Origin of the sequence: Sphingobacterium tabacisoli (assembly GCF_017908035.1) — a bacterium.
Lineage (GTDB): Bacteria > Bacteroidota > Bacteroidia > Sphingobacteriales > Sphingobacteriaceae > Sphingobacterium > Sphingobacterium tabacisoli.
Genome location: NZ_JAEQMU010000007.1, coordinates 143,942 through 166,850, shown reverse-complemented (window position 1 = coordinate 166,850; position 22,909 = coordinate 143,942). Strand labels below are relative to the sequence as shown.

Genomic DNA, 22,909 nt, shown 5'->3' with positions numbered 1-22,909 from the left:
AAATTAGCATTAGTCACATGGCACGCAAAAAGAAATTTGGTTTCGGTATCAACACGCTTATCAACTGGGGAGCGACTGTAGTTATTATCGGTTTGATGTTTAAAATTCTTCACTTCAAAGGAGGTGAGTGGATGATCGGTATCGGTCTGGCAGTTGAGGCTTTGTTATTCTTCATCATGGGATTCATGGCAGGAGAGAAAGATGTGGATTGGACTCGTGTGTATCCAGAGCTGGACGAAGATTTTAATGGAGAGCTTCCTAAGCGTAGTGCGGTAGCAGCTGTTGCGCAGCCTGTGGCAGTAGGTAATACGGCGGCCTTAGACAAATTGTTGCAGGATGCTAAGATTGATGAAAACCTGATTGGAAACTTAGGAGATGGGCTGCGTACATTTGGAGACAAGGTAGCAGCGATTTCTAAAGTTGCTGATACAGCGACTGCTACAAATCAGTTTGCGGACAAGTTGAACGCGGCTTCAACAGGTGCTTCACAGCTTAGCCATGCGTTTGAGCGTGCTGCAGCAGATCTACAGACTTTTAATGAAGCTTCCGGCGATATGCAGCAATTTAAAGAACAGGTAAGTACTTTTAATAAAAACTTGACATCATTGAATGCAATCTATGGTAATATGTTGTCCGCAATGAATGCTAATCGTTCCTAAGTAGAACTTTAATTGAACAATAGATTTTAAGGAAAATTAGAGACTATGGCAGGAAATAAGGAAACACCTAGACAGCGGATGATCGGAATCCTATATCTAGTGCTACTAGGCTTAGTAGCGCTAAATGTATCGGATTCTATTCTGGATGCTTTTAGAAACCTAGGAAATAGTTTAAATACATCGACTCAAAATACACAGGCTGGTATTGATAATATGTTCTTAGCTTTTCGGGAGACCAAGATGAAGGAGAATCCCGAACGTGCGCAGCCACTGTTGATCAAAGCCGAGGAAGCTCAGAAGTTGGTCGCTCAATTGACTGCTAAGCTTACCGAGTATAATCAAACATTATCTGGAGAAGGTGGTGGTATGGACGAAGAGACTGGTGATGTTAAGTTCCGTAGCAGTACAGATATATCTGCTCGATTGATGATCAATGAGGGAAGAGGTAAACAGCTACGCGATTTGATCAATAAGACATCTGACGAGCTAAAAAAACTGACGAATAATGAAGTAAGTTTTGCGTTGTCGGCAGAAGACCCAGTTCCTAGAGGGGGTGTTAAGAAAAGTTGGGAAGATGTTAATTTTGGTGACGGTATTCCTTTGACAGCAGCAATTACAGCTCTGGATAAAATAAATGCAGATGCGAAAAATGCGGAATCTGCTGTGGTCAAACACATATTTGGTAAGATGGATCAGGCGGTGGTTAATCTTGATAAATTTGCGGCTGTAGCTGTAGCACCAACATCGTATTTAATCGCAGGACAGCCTTACACTGCTAAGGTATTCCTTACCGCTTATGATTCTAAATCAAGTCCTCAGATTTCGGTAAATGGATCTTCTATACCGGTTGTCGATGGGCAAGGAACATATTCGCTAACTCCCGGTGTGGGTACACATACCTGGCGTGGATCTATCCGTGTCCAACAAACAGATGGAACGGTGAAGACGTATGAAACAGAACCAATGACGTTTCAGGTTTCTAAACCTTCAGCAGTTGTGTCTCCTGATGCAATGAATGTATTGTATATCGGTGTTGATAACCCTATTTCAATTTCTGCGCCAGGCGTACCTGTCGAGAGCTTGAAGGTGTCGGGATCTGGAGTGAATTTGACGTCAAAGGGAGACGCTAAGTATATTGCACGGGTTTCTTCTCCAGGAGATGTCTCTTTAGCGGTAACAGCTACTGTAGATGGAAAGACGCAAAACCTGGGAACTTCTAAGTTTCGTGTGAAACGTATACCAAAACCAACGGCTCGTGTCGGAGGTAAAACAGGAGGACGTATCTCTGCTTCGCAATTGCGTGGACAGACGGTGGTGTCAGCTTCGTTGGATAATTTTGATTTCGATGCTAAATTTAAGGTTACTAAATTTAGTATGTATATAGCTATACCTCGAGTAGATCCAATAGGACCTTATTCTGCGTCTGGCAATGATTTCAGTGCACAGATGAAAACAGGGTTGAGTGGGATTAAAGCAGGTTCGGTTGTAATGATTTATGATATTGTAGGAGTCGGACCTGATGGTGTGGCACAAAACTTGGAGCCAATTACTTTCCAGGTTACAAATTAAGCGCATAATAAGTATTATTATGAAAAAGATAGTTTTATCTATAGCCTGTATAGGGATGGTATTTGCAGGGGTAGCACAGGATGCTAACTTGTCGAATAGCACGAAGCCTGTTCGCACACAAGCGGATGAGCCCCCTATGGATGGGTACTATAAAAATACAGATATTGAAAACCGTAAGGTGATTCCTTATTCGCCGATCAGACAGACAGACGTTTTTTATAGAAAACGGGTGTGGAGAGAACTCGATTTGAGAGAGAAGATGAACCAGATTTTTGCTTCGCCTAATGCTCGATTGATGGATATCATTGTCAAAGCGATCCAAGCTGGAGAGCTGACTGCCTATGATCCAACACCGACTGCGGATAATCCTACGGGAGACAACTTTGAGAAGATGCAAATACTACCTGTTGATCAGGTGATGGCACGCCTTGGAGGTGATAGTGTTTTAGTAGAGCAATTCAACGAAAATAATGAGGTTATTAGTTCTAAATACGAAAGTCGCTCCTTCAGTGGAGAGAATGTGATCAAGTTCAGGATTAAAGAAGATTGGATTTTTGATAAACAACGTTCCGTTTTTGAACCACGTATTGTAGGTATTGCACCTCTGATTACACCGCAGATTCCAGGAATGGAAAATGCAGTTCAGCATAGTGCGGCTACAAATGCCGGAGATAGCTATGATCCTTTTGATCCTTTCGCGGTCAAACCGGAAGGTGCAACTAATGAAAATTCGACAACACCGGAAAGAGCTCCAGCTATTCCAACTGCAGATGCTTTTGGACCGACGGTAGATGCTACTCCAGCATTTTGGATTTATTTTCCAGAAGCGAGACATGTATTTGTCAATAAAGAAGCTGTGAATAGACATAACGCCGCTACAGGTCTGAGTTATGATGATATATTTATCAAGCGTCTGTTTGCAAGTTATATCATCAAACAGGATAATCCAGAAGACCTTCGTATAAAAGATTATATACAGGATGATATTGAAAGACTCATGGAGTCTGAGCGTATCAAGAAGGTCATTATGGATTGGGAACAAGATTTGTGGTCTTATTAATTTAAAATAAGTGATGAAAATCGCTTGTTTTTCAGAATAATTTCCCAAATTAGCATTTAGAATCTTTCTAAATAGATAGCGATAGATTTTCCACTACCAATATCAATCTAATGATGGTTTGGTTTGTATTATTGCATATTAGGGGAATAAAATAAAAAGCTTGTGAAACTACAACCTGTCAATAAAATATCGGGAATCACTTCAAAAGATTTTGTGAAGGATTACCTAACTAAGGGACAACCTGTAATCATTAAGGACTTTATAAGCCCAGACAGTGCCTGTTGGACGAAGTGGAGTTACGACTATTTCAAAGAGATAGCAGGAAATGAGGTAATAAATGTTTACGGAAAAGAGGAAGAGAGTCAGAATTATGCTGCTAGCCCTCCCGTTGGCAAGATGACATTTGGAGAGTATCTGGATAAAATCACCGCAGAACCTACCGAGTTGAGACTTTTTCTGTTCAATTTATTGAAAATTAGACCAGAACTTAAGAAAGATGTAATCTATAATGACGTGACCGGTGGGAAAGTGATTCAAGGTCTTCCGTATATGTTTTTTGGAGGAGAGGGGTCATCAACGCGTAATCACTTTGATATCGATATGTCTCATGTATTCATTTCGCAGTTTCAGGGGTATAAGCGTATTTGGTTGTTTCCCAATGATCAGTCTGATTTGATGTATAAGCTTCCATACAATTTTCACAGTATTGCGAATCTTAAGACCAGTAGTACGGATGAATATCCCGCTCTTAAGCTTTTAGATGGTTATGAGGCAGTTATTGGCCCTGGAGAGACGTGTTATATGCCAGCAGGATGGTGGCATTATATTCAATATGAAACTGAAGGATACTCTATATCTGTACGGGCACTTGCTAACTCGCTGGGCGAAAAATTAAAGGGTGCGCGTAATCTTTTTATAACGCGGTTCTTTGATGACACGATGCGGAAGATGCTCAAAGATAAATGGCTGGATTATAAAATAGAGGTTGCGACACGACGTGCTGATAAAGCAATAAAACGACATAATAAATAACGAAAGCGAGCTAATTTAGCTCGCTTTTTTTATGACCTCCTATGGGGAGCTTGCTCTGATCACATCTAGTATCGCTATGGTTCGATGGATTCGCTTACATTGCGATAGAAAAGTGTATAGGGATCGGATGGGAAAATATGAGCGTCTGGATTATGCTGGAATGGTATTTCCGGATTGAAGATTTCCTCCAATGTGCTGGTAAGGAAGTTTACAAATTCTTCTTTCTGTTGGGCTAAGAATTCACCTTCCATCAGTGCACCATAGCTTCCGTAAAATAAAGTGCCCTCTTCGCGCATTTTTCGAGCTACATAGAGGTGCGGCTCTAGATTGCGGTGTCCGGTGACCTGTTCGAATACGTATGTATAAAAGAGAGTCTGTACCAAAGCTTTGTTTTCCGTATTGGGAGCGAATACTTTCTCCATAGTGGAGAACTTTACCATATCAGCTCCAGTTTTATAGTCTACAATCCGGGTTTTTACTTCCCCCAAGTCTGTCACCACCTGATCTACCCGGTCTATTATACCGTAGAGCGTAACGGTTTCTGTTTTATTGTTGATCTGAATGGGAAAGTCCATCGTGTAATCTTCATCATTTTCTAATTCGACAATGCGGAAGGATTGGTAGTTGTCTACATCATATTGTATGTACATTTTGACATATTCGGTGGCGATTTTGTGCATGATACGTTGCAGACTATTAAAGTCGCCTAGCGATTGTACGTTAATATGATATTGCGCCGCAATCTCTTGTTGTACCAAGGCATCTACGGTTTCGATTTTGTCCTTGAGTTCGGAGGTAGACGTGAACGATTCTATGCCTTTATAGGGCTGAAGTATTTTTTCCATGACCTCATGGATTACTGTTCCCAGCCGGTTCATCTCGAACTCCTGAGATATTGACGGCGGTTCTTTTATCTCGGCAATATGTTTCAGAAAAAACTGTAACGGTGAGGCGAGGTAGGTTGTCAGCGCGGTCGCTGATATCCTACGGCCTCCCTGTATGAATGTTCGGTACATTTTCTCCCATATGGCATCGGTTTTTGGAATAACCAGCTCTGCCGCTACGGGAGGAAACTTAATTGGTTGCTGTTGTTGCTGTTTTTGAAATTGAATCTGACTTTCAAATTCCAACTGACGTATAAAACGACTTTCTTCTCCCGTACTGTTTTCGTCTACAATGCCGTTGTAGAAAATGTGTATTTGGCTACTGTATTGAAAGTGCCTATAGAAAAGATAGGCCGTAAGTGCATCTTGATTTTCTAAAATAGGAAGTCCGTAGGCACGACGGAGATTGTTAGGCAAGAAGGTAATACCTGCCGAGGTTTTAGGTAATATGCCTTCGTTGGCACCTAGGATATACACGTGATCGAAGTTGAGACAGCGGCTTTCTAATAGCCCCATAATCTGTACGCCATCTAGCGGATCCCCCTCAATAGCCGAATTGATAGAGACAATGGCTTTGCGTATCAGGCCAATTTGAAACAGTACACTCAATTGAGCTATCTTCGAGAAGCCAAGATGGAGTTGGTTAAGAACTTTTTTTGTTTCGATAAGCAAGTTGGCGTCAATCTGCTTAATTTGTGTGTCCTGTGCGAGAGCGATCAACAGGTTGTCCAGAATATAAATCAGAGTAGGGACGACTTCTTTGTTGTCCGTCAGTGGTTTAAAAAAATGGGGTAAGGCACTACTCTTTACCTGTATATCCTGTACATCGATTTCGAATAGCTGCTTTTCATTTATAAAATCTTGGTTTACTTTTTTCTCCGCTACAGCTACCCTTGTCATAGGGTTATTCAAAAAGGTCTCTAGGTATTGGTAGGGCAGTTTTGTTTTCTTTAAGTGTGAGATTGTTTCGTGTACATCCATCCAGAGGTTTAACACTCCAAATATAGGCGACTGTGTCAACGGAAAGCCGGTTGTAATATTTACTTTTAGTTCGGGAAGGCTTTGCAATAAGGGGACGAGAAGTGTTTCATCAGCTAGCAGAATGGCCGCACTTTTTCCCTCCTTTTCATGATCAGTCAGGACCTTATGGAGTAGCTTTGTCTGGCTTACTTTTCCTGTGGATGCATAGAGGTGTACCGTGTCCTTACGTTTGCCAATGATATCAGGGCTGTCTCCCAATGCATTTATCAACCCTGTCTGAGAAATATTGCGACGGATGAATAACCCGGCTTCTTGTTGTATGTCATCTAGATAGTAGGTGTCAGTATCGAAATAAAATAAGGCACGATCTTCCTCTTGCCAGCGTTGGAATAATTGAGCTTCCGTTCTGTTTAGCGCATTGAATCCTACAAATAATATCTTTTTATAGGGAAGGAGGAAGTCCGGATTGTCTATTTTTCCGTCTACCAGATTACGGTATATCGTTGGGAAGTTGGTCTGACGGAGGGTCTCCAACTTCGCTTTGAAATTCTTGTAAAGTGTTGGAAGACGTTTCCATAGTTTGAGGAACCGTTGCTGTACACCGGTATGTCCAGCCATATGGAATGACTGCCAAAATTGACGTATGAACTCTTGTTGCTCGGCCGTCAGGTGCTGAAATTCGATGTCTATCTGGCTGGTGTCGTACAGTTCCATATAAATATGGTCAATAGGAACAAGGTCATAATCCAGCTGACCAAAGTCACTTAGGATGATTTCGGCAATGGGATAAAACTCTTCCAGCGATTCGGGAGAAAGTCCTTCTTTTGCGAGCAATTCATTATGTAGGTCGAATAGATAAAAAAACTGCGTAAGTTGGCTTATCTGCTCGCCGTTGGACGATAGTCCGAAGAACTCTTGTATGGTGAAAAACTGAGGTGACCATATTGCCTGGGCATAGGTGTCTGCCAAATGCTTTTTAAGATAGGTAATAGGGCGCTTATTGTTAAAAACGATAGCTATATCGGAGAGGTCATTGCCAAACCGATGCTGTATATCTTCTGCGACTTGCTTTAAAAAAGGAACCATTTTTATAGTATTGAGTATTGAGTATTGGGTATTGAGAATCTTTCTCAATGGTCGAATCGTCAATACATTTTTTATTCATTATCTCACTTCGACTAATTCATTTGCTTTGGCATAATATAAATATCCTTTTACATGCTCATAGCCTAGGTTTTGCAGGGCTTTCATGTACTGATCTACTTGCGTCTTGTGCTCGATATAATTGTCACTGGTAAATTTAAAGTCCAATACGATTGTTTCTTGTTCATTGGTGAATACCTTGTCTGGCCGTAGCGTTCTGCCATCGGAAGTGATTATTGCAGACTCGTTCCAGATTTTATGGTTGCCGATCAACCAAGGGTGTATCTGTGGATGATGCCAGATCTGATGGATTTCCTTTTCTAGAATTTCTTTGTTCTCTAGGGCAAGTATACCTTCATCTATATAGCGGGCTATAATCCGGGCGATGTCAGCTTCTTTTGCCGTTTCTGACATGATTTCGTGTGCCAAAATCCCATATTGGGATGCCTTCTCCATCATCAAAATGGTGTTTATTCCCCGATGGCTTGCCTTATTGAGTGCACTCTCCATAGCTTTAGAAGTAGGATAGTATGCTAGGGCAATGCTTGTTTCGTCATCGCTGGCTGATAGGGAGTCCGTAGAACGCGAAATAGTCTGATCTACAGATACATGGTTGTCTTCCAGTAAGAAAGGGGAGTTGTCGTGGGCAAGCACCTGATAAAGTGCATCCGAAATCAGTTCGTTTTTGATGTCTAAGCCTGTGATTTCACCTGTTTTCTTGTCTACAACGTCTTTAAATGCCGGAGCACTGATATAAAGATGTTCTATAGCGCGAGTGGTTGCGACATACAGGGTGTTGAGCGAATCCATATAGTTGAATAGCATCTCTTCATAGTACTGTTGATAAAAAATAGAACGCGCTACATTGCTGTTGTATTTGATTGGGATTTTTCCCAGTTGTGCAAATGGTGAATTGTCTGTATTGATCCAAAAATCCCCGTTCAGCATACCATCTATACCCCAGGAGCAAAAAGGAATCATCACGACGTCATAGGCGAGTCCTTTAGATTTGTGAATCGTGGTGACCTCAATGGCATTGACCTTTCCATTGGAGGGAAGGACTGCCTTACTGCCATCTTGTTCCCAGAACTCGAGAAATTGTGTGATTCCACGTTCTCCGTTTGCGGTGAAATTTCCAACGATATCCTTGAACGTCAGGATATAGGGTAGGTGTATGTTTTCAAGGGAGGTGAAACCATAAATCTCGATAAGCTTTTCTATGAGGTGGATCAATGGGAGTTTTTGCCAAAGCTCCCAATTCGAAATTAACTCGTCGGGCAGTATACCTTTGTAAGCCTGTATTTCATTGGCTTTAAACTGTAGCCATAGCGCAGGGTCGAAGGTTTCTTGCCGCTGGATGAGCTGATAGAGGTATGCGATACGCGCATGGTGTATGATATGTTGGTCTGAAGTATAGACGATCGCCTTTAGCGTCTCGATAAGTAGGATGATTGCATCATTAGAAGACAAAGACAAAGCGTCGCCAGAAATAACATCAAAAGCGAGGTTGTTCGCATTTTTATAGGCCATTAGTTTCTGGATAATGAGCATTGCTTGTGCGTTGCTACGAACCAATATCCCGATTTGCTTGGCATTATATCTTCCGGTAGAAATCCAATTTCCTATTTTCTGACAGAGATTGTCAGCAGCCATATCCACAACTTGATTGGCTCTGAACCGACCGTCACTCACCGGGAAATAGTCGATTTCTATGGAGCCTTGCTGGTCTGGATTGTTTTCCTTTTGTGGTGGTATTGATTGACTACTGTTTTCATAAGCTCGTATTAACATGCTGTCATTCTCCTCAGACTTCCACCAGCGTAGTCCTTCTTCCGAAAGCTCTTCAGCAACTTTGTCGTTCAGTACATGTTGGAGATGCACTGGGATCTTTTGGAAAAGGTAATTGTTGAAACGAATGATATTGGGGAGACTCCTGAAGTTTGTTTCTAAGATCCCATTCTCTATAAAGTCATTTCTTTGGCTTTTTGAGAGATGAAAAGCGTCAGATACCTGATTTTCTACCTGTTGTAGTAAGATGCGCCAGTCTCCGTTCCGCCAGCGGTAGATACTTTGTTTGACATCTCCTACAATGAGATGTTCGTTGCGTTTTCCCGTGGTATTACCCAAGGCATTTAATAGAAGTGGGCTGTAGTTTTTCCATTGAATTCTAGAGGTATCTTGAAACTCATCAAATAGGAAGTAGTTATAACGATTGCCTATTTTTTCCCAAATGAAAGTAGGATCATTGTTATTGTCTAGACCCAGTTTGTTCAGTAGCATCTGTGAGTCTGAAATGAGCTGCGCTGAATTTTCTTTACGCCATGTCCCCAAGAGATCGCTCATTTCTTTGAGCAGACGAAGGTAATAGAGGTTCCCTTGTACAGCCTGGTAGGCTATATATATTGGTGTCAGTCTCTGTAGTTCCACAAATTGCTGTAGAATGGGTTGAAATCCTTGTATATAATCGTACCGTATGTTTTTGTCCACGTCGGTGAATGGCTCCTCGCTGTCCAGGAGTACGATGAATTTTTCCATCGTTTTCTCCAGTTCAGAGAGCGTTAGCTTGTGGACTCTGGGGGAAACTTTATTTGCGGTAACTAGTTTGTTCCGTGATTTTCCTTTAAGTTCATCTGCCTGAACACCCAATGTACGAAAGGTGTCTTGAAAGGAGGTAATCGTAAGGCTCAATGTTTCAAGGTAAGCCTGTGTTTTTTCCATCACCTCCGTGTTTAACAGATTGAAGACTTCATCGGTATTGGCGGTCGTTAGGGCGCCATCAAACTCTTGGAAGTTTTCGGAAAAGATAAGACCTGCTAACTGCGCAAGCTGATTTCTGTAGTTCCAGTTTTCATTGTTGTTTATTTTCTTCTCCGCATAGCCAATGATCCAGTTCAGTAGGTCGGGGCGCTCATCAAGAAGTTGATTGAGCATGACCGTAAGATCCGTTTTGACCTTATTGGTATTCATCTCGATTCGGTATGCGGCATCGAGATTTAATTCATAGGTGAATGCCCGTATTACCTTCTGCGAAAAGCCATCGATTGTACTTATGGTGAAGTGACTGTAATCATGTAAGATTCTGCGGTAGGCGAGATGTGCTTTTTGTTGGATGGATATCCTATCCCAACCGGGATTCTGCTCAATCAACAACGTTCTGAAACTCTCTATCTTAGGGCTTTCGTCACCTACAGCAAGCCCTTGGAGAACAGAAAGAATACGTTCTTTCATTTCAGCAGTAGCTTTGTTGGTAAATGTAACAGCCAAAATCTCCCGATAGTTATTCTCGTTGTCCAACAATAAAGAGAGGTAATGAAGGGTAAGGCTAAAGGTTTTACCCGAACCTGCGGAAGCTTTGAGGATTTTGAGTGGAGCTACGTTGTTCATCCTACAAAGTAAAAATTAAAAAGGACAACTTAAAAAGTTATTTGTTACTTTGGTGCCGACAATTATTAAACTTGAAAAAGGTCTTATGAAGTATTTCGTTTTATTTCTTTTTTTATACGCCGGGTTGAATTATTCCTGTAAAAAGGATCAACAGGAAACAGATAATCGTAAACTTGTACTGTTAGAGACAAAATCAACTCAATTTGGTAGAAGCTCTATCAATAGGTACGCGTTCGAGTATGATTCTCAGGGACGTGTCGTAAAATTAAATGATGAAGTGTTCCATTATGGAGCGAATGGGAGGGTCGATTATTCCCGTGTCGCTGTAAAAGAACAACATAATGGTGTGAGTACAGCAAGGGTTACGCGGCTGAGATACGAATGGGATGAGCAAAATCGTCTTAAGAAGGTAGTTGCCGATAGTTTGTATAGTAGTAGCACTACGGCTCAAGGAGGGATAGGTGAAGGTGGAAATGGGTATCTATTCAGAGATGTGTTGTTAAGTAGCTATTCTTATGCTGGAGGGAGTGTCGTGCCCGATAGAATTGTCTATAAAAAATGGGATAAACCGTTCGGATTGATTGGGAGCGAAGAGGAAAGACTTTACAGTTATGGTAGTGGCAATATAGAACGTTTAAAGCAGTATATGTTTAATGCCCCAATAACTGGTATTCCTGGAGGATATTATATGGATTTTATTACGTATTCTTTCTTTCAATATTCAAATACTATAGATCCGCTATATACTGTTTATACGCAAATGGGATTTAATCCTGTTGATATGAATCTCGTCATTTCCAGGAACATGACAAGTGCTTTTTTCTCAAGGATAATTGAGGGAAAAGTTGATGAAGAGGTGCAACCGGATTGGACGAAGAAAACAAAGTTTGAAGTTGTTGTAGGAGCAGGAGGTAGACCTATAACAACAAGTTGTATCTTAAAAGGAGATGTTGAGACGGCTAAAGATGTTGTTTTTGGTCAGTTTGCGACAACTTATATTTATCAATAACTCACTGATTACGAAATATTCAGTTGTTCTTTAATTTTCCCTTTTTAATTTTTATCTTTGCATCCCCTCTTACATGCAGTACGGGGGATATGTTGAATACATAAATAATAATCAAACATGGCAACTAAAATCAGATTGCAAAGACACGGTAAAAAAGGAAAACCTTTTTACCACGTAGTAGTAGCAGACTCGCGTGCACCACGTGATGGTAAATTCATCGAGCGTTTAGGTTCTTACAACCCAAACACTAATCCAGCGACTATCGTTTTAGATTTCGATAAAGCGTTAGATTGGATGAACAAAGGTGCTCAGCCTACAGATACAGCACGTGCTATCCTTTCTTACAAAGGTGTGTTGTACAAAAAACACTTGCAAGGTGGTGTTAAAAAAGGTGCTTTTGATGATGCTAAAGCTGAAGAGCTTTTTGCGAGCTGGAATGAAGGTAACGCAGCTAAAATCGAAGTGAAAAAATCTGGTCTAGCAAATGCTAAAGAAGAAGCTAAAAAGGCGGCTTTAGTAGCTGAAGCTAAGAAAAAAGAAGAAATCGCTGCTGCAGTAGCTGCTAAGAATGCTCCAGTTGAAGAAGCTCCTGCTGAAGAAGCAGAAGTAGAGGTTCCAGAAGCAACTGAAGGTGCTGAAAACACAGAAGAAACTGAAGGTTAATCTTTCATAAAGTATTCAAAAAAAGGTCGGTTCATGATATGGACCGACTTTTTGTTTTTAATTTATATTTTTGGATTTTACTCGGATAATATGACAATAGAAGAAAGTTTTTATATCGGATACGTAAGTAAGACTCGGGGTCTTAAAGGGGAAGTGCAGTTGTTTTTTGAGTTCGAAGATTATGATGATCTGGAATTGGAGATTATCTTTTTGGAGGTCAATAAGAAATTGGTTCCTTATTTTGTGGATCAGATTAAGCTTCATAACAATAGTACAGCCTATGCTACATTTGAAGATGTAGACCATATTGATAAAGCACAGGTATTAGTGCGTAAGAAGATGTACCTGCCAAATGATAAGATGCCGGAAAGAGATCCTGATGATTTTCGTTACACAGACCTTGTTGGTTATCTCGTTATCGATGAGGAGCACGGAGAGCTGGGCGAGATTATCGATGTGCAGGAGATGCCACAGCAGTTTATTGCGACAGTGGATATGGATGGCAAGGAAATGATGTTTCCGCTCTCTGATGATTTGATTCTGGGTATCGACCAAGAAGAAGAAATTATAGAAGTAGAGTTGCCTGAAGGCCTAGTCGATCTTTATAAAGAGTAAGATTTTCAATTAGTTGTGAAAAATAAAATGATACTTTTTTATTCGCTTTTTGAGTTTTCATTTTTACTTTTCATTTTTTAAACCGATATTAGTAGTGCTTATAGAGAAAGGCCGAGGGACTAGACCCGCTGAAGCCTTAGCAACCTGACACTTGTCAAGGTGCTACATTCTACCCGCCAATCGGTGGGAAAGATAAGCTGAAGACTCACAATGCCTTTGTGTGCTTTCTCTTGGCCTTAAAAATATTTGTATGAAGATTATCGACCATATTAAACAGGCTGATGGAAAGACCCTGTTCTCCTTTGAACTGCTTCCACCTGCTAAAGGCAAGGGAATCCAGAGTATTTTCAATACGATGGACAAATTGATGGAGTTTAACCCTCCTTTCATTGATGTTACTTACCACCGCGAGGATTATCTTTACAAAGAACATGCGAGTGGCTTGTTGGAGCGTGTCGCCTATCGCAAGCGTCCCGGTACAGTTGCGATCTGTGCGGCGATAATGAATAAGTATAAGGTGGATGCTGTGCCACATCTTATTTGTGGAGGCTTTACAAAGGAAGAGACGGAGAATGCACTGATTGATCTTAACTTTTTGGGTATTGATAATGTGTTGGTGCTACGCGGAGATGCACGTAAAGGGGATGCGGATTTTATTCCAACTCCCGGAGGGCATGCTTATGCGACAGATTTATTAAAACAGGTCTTGGATATGAATTCTGGACATTATCTACATGAAGATATGGAGAGCTCGGAGCAGACTGACTTTTGTGTAGGGGTCGCCGGTTATCCAGAGAAGCATTTTGAGTCTCCGAATTTTAACACAGACTTTAAGTGGTTAAAAAAGAAGGTAGAAATGGGAGCCGATTTTATCGTGACGCAAATGTTCTATAATATTGATAAGTATAAGGAGTTTGTGGTAAAGTGTCGGGACAATGGTATTCATGTACCTATTATTCCAGGATTAAAGCCGCTGACCTCTAAAAAGCAGTTGATTGCACTGCCTAAAATATTTCACTTAGATATTCCAGAAGAGTTGAGTGATGCTGTAGATGTTTGTAAAACAAATGCAGATGTGCAACTTGTAAGCCAGGAGTGGATGGTGAATATGTGTAAAGAGTTGATTGATTTTGGAGCACCGGTTTTACATTTTTATACCATGAGTAATCCTGGTCCTACGCAGAAGATCGTGGAGCAGCTGGCGTAAAATTATAATGGTTAATGATCAATGGTTGATTGTTAATTCATAGGTTTGTGTTTAAAGAGCGAAGTAATCTGTTTTAAGGGTTACTTCGCTTTGTTGTATTGTATCGTTTGAAGAGGTGTACTATTCAACTTTAGAACTACCCTCTTCGACCGTGATTTGCTCTTTGCTCAATAGGTCGTAATAGATGATGTATATGGCTTCGATAATCTTATTGATTTCGATAAATTCACTGCGCCTGTCCTCAAGCTTTCTCTCGGGATCGAGTGCATATTCCTCCCAGGTATCTAGTGTGTAACGTGATTTCCAAATACTCCATAAATATTTTTTTATTGCTTTGTAGGGTTTTTTTTGTTCTTTTTTAGATAGATACTCAAAAGCTATCGGTTCAATTATGGGTCTGATATAATTTAAATATCGTTGCCATTTTTCAGGTTTTAACCAGTCATCAGGAATGTAGGGCGTTTGCGTGACTAGATAGGCTGTCTCCATTAGGGCTTTGATATAACCTGCAATGTTAATGATATCGAGGGCTGATTTTTCTCTATTGGGGATATCTTTTGTTGCATAGTCATATAGGAGTTGGACGTCTGCTTTCATTTTTACTATTGGAACGTCGTAAGTTAGACATTCCAGATATTCAAATGGGTTGATTACTGTGGCGACATCGCTATGTACTATTGAGTTGTCACTGTGGTAATATTCAGTAGGCGTATTGGGATGAGAGTCAATGCCGGATTTTATGATGATATAATAAGCTTCTAATATCTGATGAAAATGGAAAAAGATCCAAGCAGGTCTGTGTATTTCGCTGTTATATATAGACCGATATTCTTTCTCGATCTCCTTTTTCCATTCGCTGATTAGGTCTAGCCAATCCAAGATTCCATTAGTTTCAAACAGACGATCTAAAAACAGGTATATGTTGAAGATCTCTTCGTATCCGAGATGTCTGATTTTGTGCTTAAAAAGTTTTCTTTTCATTTCGGCAATTTCTTCTTCCAATTTCTCTTCTTTGCAGTAGGGATTAGGTGTTATTTTCTGGGAAATAGTAAGGACATAGAAGTTTTCTTCTTGCGCGGCTCGGTGTAAGCGATATAAATCTTTGATACAGCATTCTAAAATATTCAGTATATGCTTGGCATCTTTTTGCTGGTCGGAAGATAAAGATGTGTAATCTAATAAGTTTGTGAAACATTGATCTAGTAAGCGAGAATATTTTTCGAAACTAGCTTTTTCATTATATATCGAATAGTTGTGTATTAGACTTTCTAATTTTTCTTCTTCTTGAAAGGTGTACTCTTTAGTTGTTGTCATAATTGTTTGTTTTTAGTGAGGTTAGAATTTTACAAAGGTTATCAATGCCTATGCATGCTAGGTCTTTAGTTTCTTTTTTGTAGCTTTCATGATCATAAAGTGTTTATAATAGGGTTTTTGGATAATATTATCTCTGCTTAAAACAAAAGTAGGATAATTAAATATCTTATCATAATTTTTAGATAAAAAAATGTCTAACATTAAAGAGCGTGTATTGTTGATAGCGGAACACAAGGGAGTGAGTAAGACCGATTTTTTTAAAGATTTGGAACTTTCTTATGCTAATTTTAAAGGTATTCAGAAGATGACAGCGTTGAATTCGGATGCAGTAGCAAGTATTTTATCTAGATATCCGGATATTGAGCCAGAATGGTTGGTCACTGGTAATGGACCGATGCTTCGACAGGGCGGTACAGTAGTTCGCGATGATATGGCCTTTTATCAGGAGCCTGTAGTGGTGAATGAAATTGAACCGACGCTGATTGATGCGCTTAAGCAGGTTATCGCTTCGCAGGAAAAGACTATTTTAGCATTAGAGGAGCAGGTCCTAATTCTAAAGGAAGAGCGCAAAAGGCTGTAGGCTGTCCTATAAAATTGAGCGCTCAATATGTATAATCTGAGCGCTCGTTTTATGGGAATTGAGCGTTCAATTTCTACAAGTTGCCTAAGTCTTTTTTTATTTGGTTCTGTTTGTTATTTATTCTTTACGAAGACTATTTTATCGAGTTCTTTTTTAACGGACTTCCCGGCATTAAATATTAATCGTCTTTTCGTTATATTCTGTTCAGATACTTGATCTGCACTTTGGCTACCTGCGCTATTAACGCTCATTCTGAAAGACCCTAAGTTGCCCAATCTTACAATGTAGCCGTCGGCTATTGCCCGCGGGATTTCTCGCACCAAACTTTGAAGAACAGCATATACATCCGCTTCTGTAAGGGAAGAGGAATGGGCGATGTCAGCAGCGAGCTCATCCAGGTTTTTTTCGCCGGAGCTTATGGGGCGTAGATAGAATTTATTTGGTGCTTCAGGGTTCATCCCGTTAACGATTTCATGGATATTGAACTTCATTGCCATAGTACAAAAAGCTTTAGAAGATGATTTTAAGGCTATAATTGTGGTTTTATCTTCTAATATAACAGCTTTTAGGTGGAGTTCCTAATCGAGATTGTCTTAGAGAGGCAAGCTCTCCGGGATTATATAACAAAAAAGGAAGCTTTAAGCTTCCTTTTTTGTTATTATCCTTTTTTGACCTCTTTGGCCCAAGAATCTTTTAGTGCCACCGTGCGGTTGAATACGAGATGCTCCGGGCTGGATTTGGTATCGAGGGTAAAGTATCCCATACGAATAAACTGATATCCCTTTCCTGGTACTGCATTTGCTAAATCAGGTTCAATGTAGGCATTCTCGATAATATGTAGGCTATCGGGGTTGATGCTTGCCTTGAAGTCTTCTTCTGCTGCAGGATTCTCTACTTGGAAGAGGCGATCATAAAGTCTCACCTGTGCTTTTTTGGCATGAGCTACGGAAACCCAATGTATTGTTCCTTTAACTTTCAGTCCCGAAGTGTCTTCGCCTGATTTGGAATTTGCTACATAGGTACAGTATATCTCTGTGACTTTTCCGGTTTCATCTTTTTTGAAATCATGACACTCTACGATATAGCCGTGTTTAAGACGTACAGATAGACCAGGCCCTAGGCGGAAGAATTTCTTTGGAGGTTCTTCCATGAAATCTTCTCGTTCAATCCAAAGTTCATTAGAGAATGGGATGGCTCTACTGCCTTCTCCGCCTTCAACTTCCGGATTGTTTTCACCTACAAGCTCTTCAATTTTTCCCTCAGGGTAGTTGGTGATGATCAATTTTATAGGATCCAATACGGCCATACGGCGCCATGCAGTTTTATTTAAATCTTCACGGATACAGAATTCTAAAAGACTGAAGTCGATCATATTCTCTCGTTTTTGGATACCTATACGCTCGCAAAAATTACGGATACTTGCTGGCGTATAACCTCTTCTACGGAATGCGGAGATGGTAGGCATGCGCGGGTCGTCCCAGCTTTCGACATGGCCTTCATTTACCAATTGCAATAGTTTACGTTTACTCATCACGGTATACGTCATGTTGAGGCGTGCAAACTCGTACTGTTTGGATGGGAATATTTCTAATCGCTCAATCAACCAGTCGTAAAGCGGACGGTGTGGAATAAACTCCAAAGTACATACCGAGTGTGTGATTTTTTCGATAGAGTCGGATTGCCCATGGGCAAAATCATACATCGGGTAGATGCACCATTGGTCACCTGTACGGTGGTGGTGTGCGTGTTTGATACGGTACAAAAGTGGGTCGCGCAAATGCATGTTTGGATTTGCGAGGTCAATTTTTGCACGTAATACCTTTTCTCCATCTTTATACTTGCCATCACGCATTTCTTGGAAGAGCGTTAAATTCTCTTCAATAGAGCGGCTACGGTATGGAGTGGGTACCCCCGGTTCGGTCGGAGTTCCTTTTGCTGCTGCAATCTCTTCGGCTGTACTGTCATCTACATAAGCCAAGTCATGTTGAATCAGTTGGACCGCATATTGATAAAGAGTCTCAAAATAGTCGGATGTATAAAGTTCTTCTGCCCATTGGAATCCCAACCATTGTATATCTTTCTTTATACTTTCTACATACTCTACATCTTCGGTAACAGGATTGGTGTCATCAAACCTAAGGTTTGTCTTTCCGTTGTATTTCTGCGCTAATCCAAAGTTCAAACAGATGGATTTGGCATGTCCGATGTGGAGGTAGCCATTGGGTTCGGGAGGGAAGCGTGTTAATACACGTCCGTCATGTGTTCCATTGCGAAGATCCTCTTCGACAATTTCTTCAATAAAATTAAGTGATTTATCTTCCTCTATCATGTAGCAAAGTTACTCATTAAAGCAATATATTAGAAAAAAGTAAAAGGGAAAAAGTAAAGAAAGTTAGCAGAAAGGAATCAGAACTTTTATGTACTTTAGAGTATGATAAGATTAAAAGTTAGCATAATCGGTCTCTTGATGTTATTTTGTGGAATCACGGGGGCGATAGCAAAGGAGGTTAAGCCAACGTTGCTGGTTTATGGTGATGGTGTGGAGGCTTTTGCCGCAGCATTGCAGGCAGCCCGTTCTAATGTGCCTACGATATGGGTATTTGAAGGGGCTACCTATATGGCAGATGTCGAGAACTCGACGTTACCTGTCGCTTGTAATGCGCATTTGCTGGGTGGGATATGGAAAGATCTGCTTATTGAAACTGGACAGTTAAAGAGCAAAGAAGATTCGTTGATTTTGGCTCTTCAGAAAGATATAAATCCTCGTCTAATGCGAAATGCGCTAGAGCGGATGTTGGCCAAACAACAGAACCTTACGCTTGTGAGCGGGACGCAGGTGGTTGGGATAGCCAAAGGCAAAAAGGGACTGACAGTAACATTGTCTAATAAGCGGAAATATGGCGTTCGTGCTATGGTCGATGCTACGCCACAGGGAGATACTAGGCCGTATGTCGTTTCAACGGATTTGTTTGCCAAACCGTCCCGTATTTTGTCATTGCCAGAAATTAATGCCGACGAGCGCCGTACACTCCTGGCTCTGGGGGAGTATGAGACTGCTCTGTATGGCTATAGGTGGTTTGATGTGTTCTCGCGAAGCAATTCCAATGTTTTTTTTACCGCAGGTCTTGTGCAGGTAGGGCTAGACGACAATAGCCTGTCACTGCGTGCTAATCTGGGACAGGCGGTAGGTGCCGCGGCAGCATATTGTTCTTTTTTCAAGACTACAGCGGATAAGATTGATATGCGGAAGTTGCAGACCGAGTTGTTGACTTTTGATGCCCGTATCTTGCCTTTTTCTGATATATCCTCTTCGGATAGTAACTTTAAATCGTTACAGAAGATTTTCTTAGTATCTTTTTTTCCTGTAGAAGACACTGAAAAAGGAATTTTATTTGATGGAGATAGACCAGTTTCGATTGGTTCCGTCAAAGCTGTTTTCAATAGTCTGTATTCGCGTAGCCAACTGTGGTTTGTCGATAAAGAGGACAGGGACTTTGAGTTGAAAGAGTTGCTGGATTTGATTAAACATGTTTCTCTGAGAGGGGATGAGGTAAACCGAGAGGTAGAAAAAGAGTGGTCTAGAAAATTGAAGTTTAAAGGAGTTTATGATCCTGAGCATATTGTCTCTCGATATGAGTTTGCTGTTTTGGTGGATCGGTATGCAGATCCTTATGTCAAAGCTATCGATGGGGAAGGGAAAATATTGCGATAGCCCGTAGGCTATCGCAATGTGATATAGTTGTGCAATAGAATTATTCTGTTATTTCAAGGAGTCTGTCTCTTAATAGTAAACAAGCTCCTATTGCCGCAAATTTTTGGCCATTGTTTGACATTACAATTTTGGTGTCTTTGTTGACAATGGAAAGGGAATATTTATTGATCGCATTCTTCAGGGGTAGACTCAAATATTCGTCGGATGACGCTAGTATTCCGCCGATGATGATGAGTTCAGGATTAAAGATGTTAATCAGAGCCGCCAATCCCCGGCCTAGTTTTTCACCGATTTCATTGATGGCCTCAATACATAATGTATCATCTTTTTTTGCCGCTTGAATAATATCATGTAAGCGGATGTCTTCAATTTCTTGAAATTTCTTCGTTAGCGTACTGGTAGCTCCTTCTTTTAATTGAGAAATCACCATGCGGCGTAAAGCATGTCCGGATGCTTCGGTTTCAAGACATCCTTTTTTACCACATTTGCAGATAATGTCATTATCGAAGATTGGAATATGGCCAAATTCGCCAGAGAATCCAGATTTGCCATAGTACAATTGGTTATTGATCAGTATACCGAGACCAATACCGTTGTCAACATTAATAAATAAAGCATCTTTTTCGTTGGTCAGTAAGCCACTCGAAAACTCGCCGTAAGCAAGCGCCTTTGTGTCGTTTTCTAGAAATGTCCGTATACCGAGCTCTTGTTCAAAGAAATTGGAGAGCGGATCTTCATAAAAGTTAAAGTAACTGTAAGAATATCCGGTCCTATAGTTGATGCGTCCAGATAGGTTGACACCTATTCCCAAGATTTTTTCTTTCTTTATGTTTAGTTTGATAATAAATTCTTTTATTTCCTTACAGATATCTAATAAAGACTGCTCGTTGTTTTCTAGTGTATAGGGGATGTCGTGCTTACTGGCGATAAGCTCCTTTTTCATATTGATCATCGCAATGCTTAAAAAGTCATGGCTTACCTGGACACCGATAAAAAAGGCCGAATTAGCTTCTAATCCGTAATTATTTGGCTTTCGCCCTACATTAGAGGTTTGCTTTCCATAATCTTTAACCAGTTTCTCTTCAATGAGTTCGTTGATTGATTCATTGATTTTAGGAATGCTGATATTGAATTCTTTGCTAAGTTCGGCTATAGTCGCGAGCTCTTCAGCGGCAAAGTATGCTAAGATTTTCTTTTTAAGCTTTATGTTTTTAAATGCAACACCAGAGATGTTGGCATTATGTAAGTCTGTCAAAAAATTTGATCCCATTTCGAAAATGATTACCCTATGAATAGGGTTAAATATAGTAAAAAAGTTACTCAACAAGAACTTATTCTGATATAGATAGCTTTTAATGATAGCATGTTTTTAAAATATTTTAATAATAAGTTGCGTGTTAAGTTTTTTTTTGATAAAATTGAACTTTCAAGTAATCATTTAAAGACCAAATACCGTTTCGAGTGGAGAATAAGAAGACTTTACATCCAATGTATTGGATACCTACAACTTGGTTTGCTATGGGACTGCCCTTTGTGGCAGTATCAGGCGCGAGTTCTATTATGTATAAAAATATGGGGGTCTCTGATACGCAGATTGCATTTTGGACCTCGCTGATTATGATTCCTTGGACGCTGAAGCCACTTTGGGGACCTTTTTTGGAATTGTATAAGACAAGGAAATTCTTCGTTTATATTACGCAGATATTCACAGGGATATTGTTTGGATTGGTGGGATTGACGTTGCAGTTGGGTCATTTTTTTAGTTTTTCCATTGCAATATTGACAATTATAGCATTGAGCGGAGCTACTCATGATACGGCCGCAGACGGTGTTTATCTCAATGAGTTGTCTGCTAAACAGCAAGCTAAATATGTGGGTTGGCAAGGTGCATTTTATAACGTAGCTAAAGTTTTCTCTGGGGGGGCATTGGTTTACTTTGCGGGGCAGTTGGAACGGGAAGTTGGTATCCACAACGCATGGATGATTGTTATGTTTGTGTATGGAGCTATAATGCTATTGTTGGGATTCTATAATATGCGGGTGCTACCATCCACAGAATCGACTGTGAAATCGTCTACTTTTAAAGAAGGGATGGCGACTTTGAAAGATGTCATTATTACTTTTTTTCAGAAGAAGCATATCTGGTTCAGTCTAGCGTTCATTGTTTTTTATCGTTTCGCCGAAGGGCAGGCTATCAAGATAATTCCCCTTTTCTTCAAGTCATCGCGTGCTGAAGGGGGCTTGGAATTAAGTACATCGCAGATTGGCCTGTTGTATGGTGTTTTTGGAGCTATCGCCTTTGTTTTAGGATCTATTGTAGCGGGTAATTTTATTGCTAAGAGCGGATTAAATAGAAAATCGCTTTTGATCCTATGTACCGCTTTTAATATACCTTTTGCTGCGTATGCGTTTCTAGCAGTAACACAACCTGAAAATCTATATATAATTGGGAGTGCGGTTGTTATTGAATATTTTGGCTATGGATTTGGTTTTGTCGGACTGATCCTGTTCATTATGCAGAATATCGCCCCGGGAAAATATAAAATGGCACATTATGCTTTCGGGAGTGGTCTAGTGAATCTTGGATTTATGATACCGTCGATGATCAGTGGCTGGTTGAGTGATATGATGGGGTATAGGGAGTTCTTTATATGGGTCATGATTGCGACAATACCCGCTTTTATAGTGACTTGGTTGGTGCCTTTAAAAAAGCCTGAAGAATTGGAAGAAGCGTAATATATATATATGTTTTTCGGAAATCTCATTGCTAAAAGCGATGAGATTTTTTTGTTTAAATAGTATTTTATTTATTTAATTGATATTCTTTTTGTTTTATATGTGTCTTTTTATGTGATATATATTAAAAAAAATTATAAATAAATTGATTGTTTGATATTTTATTTCGTATTTAGTGTCGGAGTACCGAGCAAAGCTTAAATATGATATCGTATTGTTCGTGGGAAAATATTCTTGTTTTTGATAAAAGGGGATGCCGGATAGCTATGGTTCCTATTCTTGTTGACTAACTGATTATAATTTCAACGAGTAGCTATGTTTTGAGTAGATGAATATTTAAAATAAACATTAAAAACTAAAT

17 protein-coding genes and 1 riboswitch are annotated in these 22,909 nt (G+C 40.2%); of the genes, 11 read left to right on the top strand and 6 right to left on the bottom strand.

Annotation, left to right across the window (positions count from 1 at the left end; genetic code table 11):
• The first annotated feature begins 17 nt into the window (after positions 1-17).
• The 4 genes from porL (at position 18) to JKG64_RS21200 (ending at position 4,320) form a co-directional block, all read left to right on the top strand.
• The gene (gene porL, locus JKG64_RS21215) at positions 18-659 is read left to right on the top strand and encodes a type IX secretion system motor protein PorL/GldL (RefSeq protein WP_210356274.1); all 642 of its coding nucleotides are present in this window, start codon (positions 18-20) and stop codon (positions 657-659) included.
• A 45-nt stretch (positions 660-704) separates the two neighbouring features.
• Positions 705-2,228, top strand: a complete 1,524-nt coding sequence (gene porM / locus JKG64_RS21210) for a type IX secretion system motor protein PorM/GldM (RefSeq protein WP_210356273.1) — start codon at positions 705-707, stop codon at positions 2,226-2,228.
• 19 nt (positions 2,229-2,247) lie between these two features.
• Positions 2,248-3,288, top strand: a complete 1,041-nt coding sequence (gene porN / locus JKG64_RS21205) for a type IX secretion system ring subunit PorN/GldN (protein WP_210356272.1) — start codon at positions 2,248-2,250, stop codon at positions 3,286-3,288.
• A 162-nt stretch (positions 3,289-3,450) separates the two neighbouring features.
• Positions 3,451-4,320 (top strand): cupin-like domain-containing protein, encoded by an 870-nt coding sequence (locus JKG64_RS21200; RefSeq protein WP_210356271.1) that lies wholly within the window; start codon positions 3,451-3,453, stop codon positions 4,318-4,320.
• Between the two features lie 74 nt (positions 4,321-4,394).
• Here the strand turns inward: JKG64_RS21200 and JKG64_RS21195 are convergent, their stop codons facing one another.
• Both JKG64_RS21195 and JKG64_RS21190 read right to left on the bottom strand, forming a co-directional pair.
• Entirely contained in the window at positions 4,395-7,271 is a 2,877-nt protein-coding gene (locus JKG64_RS21195; RefSeq protein WP_210356270.1) for a PD-(D/E)XK nuclease family protein, read from the bottom strand.
• 78 nt (positions 7,272-7,349) lie between these two features.
• On the bottom strand, positions 7,350-10,712 hold the full coding sequence (locus JKG64_RS21190; RefSeq protein ID WP_210356269.1) for a UvrD-helicase domain-containing protein: 3,363 nt from the start codon (positions 10,710-10,712) through the stop codon (positions 7,350-7,352).
• A gap of 85 nt (positions 10,713-10,797) precedes the next feature.
• On the opposite strand from JKG64_RS21190, the gene JKG64_RS21185 reads away from it, so the two are divergent.
• The 4 genes from JKG64_RS21185 to JKG64_RS21170 all read left to right on the top strand — a co-directional run bounded on the left by JKG64_RS21185 (position 10,798) and on the right by JKG64_RS21170 (position 14,206).
• On the top strand, positions 10,798-11,721 hold the full coding sequence (locus JKG64_RS21185; protein WP_210356268.1) for a hypothetical protein: 924 nt from the start codon (positions 10,798-10,800) through the stop codon (positions 11,719-11,721).
• Between the two features lie 117 nt (positions 11,722-11,838).
• Positions 11,839-12,384 (top strand): 30S ribosomal protein S16, encoded by a 546-nt coding sequence (locus JKG64_RS21180; protein WP_210356267.1) that lies wholly within the window; start codon positions 11,839-11,841, stop codon positions 12,382-12,384.
• 90 nt (positions 12,385-12,474) lie between these two features.
• Positions 12,475-12,999, top strand: a complete 525-nt coding sequence (rimM, locus tag JKG64_RS21175; RefSeq protein WP_210356266.1) for a ribosome maturation factor RimM — start codon at positions 12,475-12,477, stop codon at positions 12,997-12,999.
• A 95-nt stretch (positions 13,000-13,094) separates the two neighbouring features.
• Positions 13,095-13,198: riboswitch (SAM riboswitch) on the top strand.
• A gap of 51 nt (positions 13,199-13,249) precedes the next feature.
• Positions 13,250-14,206 (top strand): methylenetetrahydrofolate reductase, encoded by a 957-nt coding sequence (locus tag JKG64_RS21170; protein ID WP_210356265.1) that lies wholly within the window; start codon positions 13,250-13,252, stop codon positions 14,204-14,206.
• 120 nt (positions 14,207-14,326) lie between these two features.
• Here the strand turns inward: JKG64_RS21170 and JKG64_RS21165 are convergent, their stop codons facing one another.
• On the bottom strand, positions 14,327-15,520 hold the full coding sequence (locus JKG64_RS21165; RefSeq protein ID WP_210356264.1) for a hypothetical protein: 1,194 nt from the start codon (positions 15,518-15,520) through the stop codon (positions 14,327-14,329).
• Between the two features lie 190 nt (positions 15,521-15,710).
• On the opposite strand from JKG64_RS21165, the gene JKG64_RS21160 reads away from it, so the two are divergent.
• On the top strand, positions 15,711-16,100 hold the full coding sequence (locus JKG64_RS21160; RefSeq protein WP_210356263.1) for a hypothetical protein: 390 nt from the start codon (positions 15,711-15,713) through the stop codon (positions 16,098-16,100).
• 113 nt (positions 16,101-16,213) lie between these two features.
• On the opposite strand, the gene JKG64_RS21155 is transcribed toward JKG64_RS21160, so the two are convergent.
• A complete protein-coding gene (locus tag JKG64_RS21155; RefSeq protein ID WP_210356262.1) occupies positions 16,214-16,597 on the bottom strand; it encodes an HU family DNA-binding protein in 384 nt (127 codons plus the stop codon).
• Positions 16,598-16,758: 161 nt separating this feature from the next.
• Entirely contained in the window at positions 16,759-18,429 is a 1,671-nt protein-coding gene (locus tag JKG64_RS21150) for a glutamine--tRNA ligase/YqeY domain fusion protein (RefSeq protein WP_210356261.1), read from the bottom strand.
• A 102-nt stretch (positions 18,430-18,531) separates the two neighbouring features.
• Between JKG64_RS21150 and JKG64_RS21145 the strand changes: the two genes are divergently transcribed.
• A complete protein-coding gene (locus JKG64_RS21145) occupies positions 18,532-19,812 on the top strand; it encodes an FAD-dependent oxidoreductase (RefSeq protein ID WP_210356260.1) in 1,281 nt (426 codons plus the stop codon).
• Between the two features lie 40 nt (positions 19,813-19,852).
• Here the strand turns inward: JKG64_RS21145 and JKG64_RS21140 are convergent, their stop codons facing one another.
• On the bottom strand, positions 19,853-21,082 hold the full coding sequence (locus tag JKG64_RS21140) for an ROK family protein (RefSeq protein ID WP_210356259.1): 1,230 nt from the start codon (positions 21,080-21,082) through the stop codon (positions 19,853-19,855).
• Positions 21,083-21,300: 218 nt separating this feature from the next.
• Here JKG64_RS21140 and JKG64_RS21135 point away from each other — a divergent pair, with 218 nt between their 5' ends.
• On the top strand, positions 21,301-22,548 hold the full coding sequence (locus JKG64_RS21135; RefSeq protein ID WP_246512742.1) for an MFS transporter: 1,248 nt from the start codon (positions 21,301-21,303) through the stop codon (positions 22,546-22,548).
• Positions 22,549-22,909 lie beyond the last annotated feature (361 nt).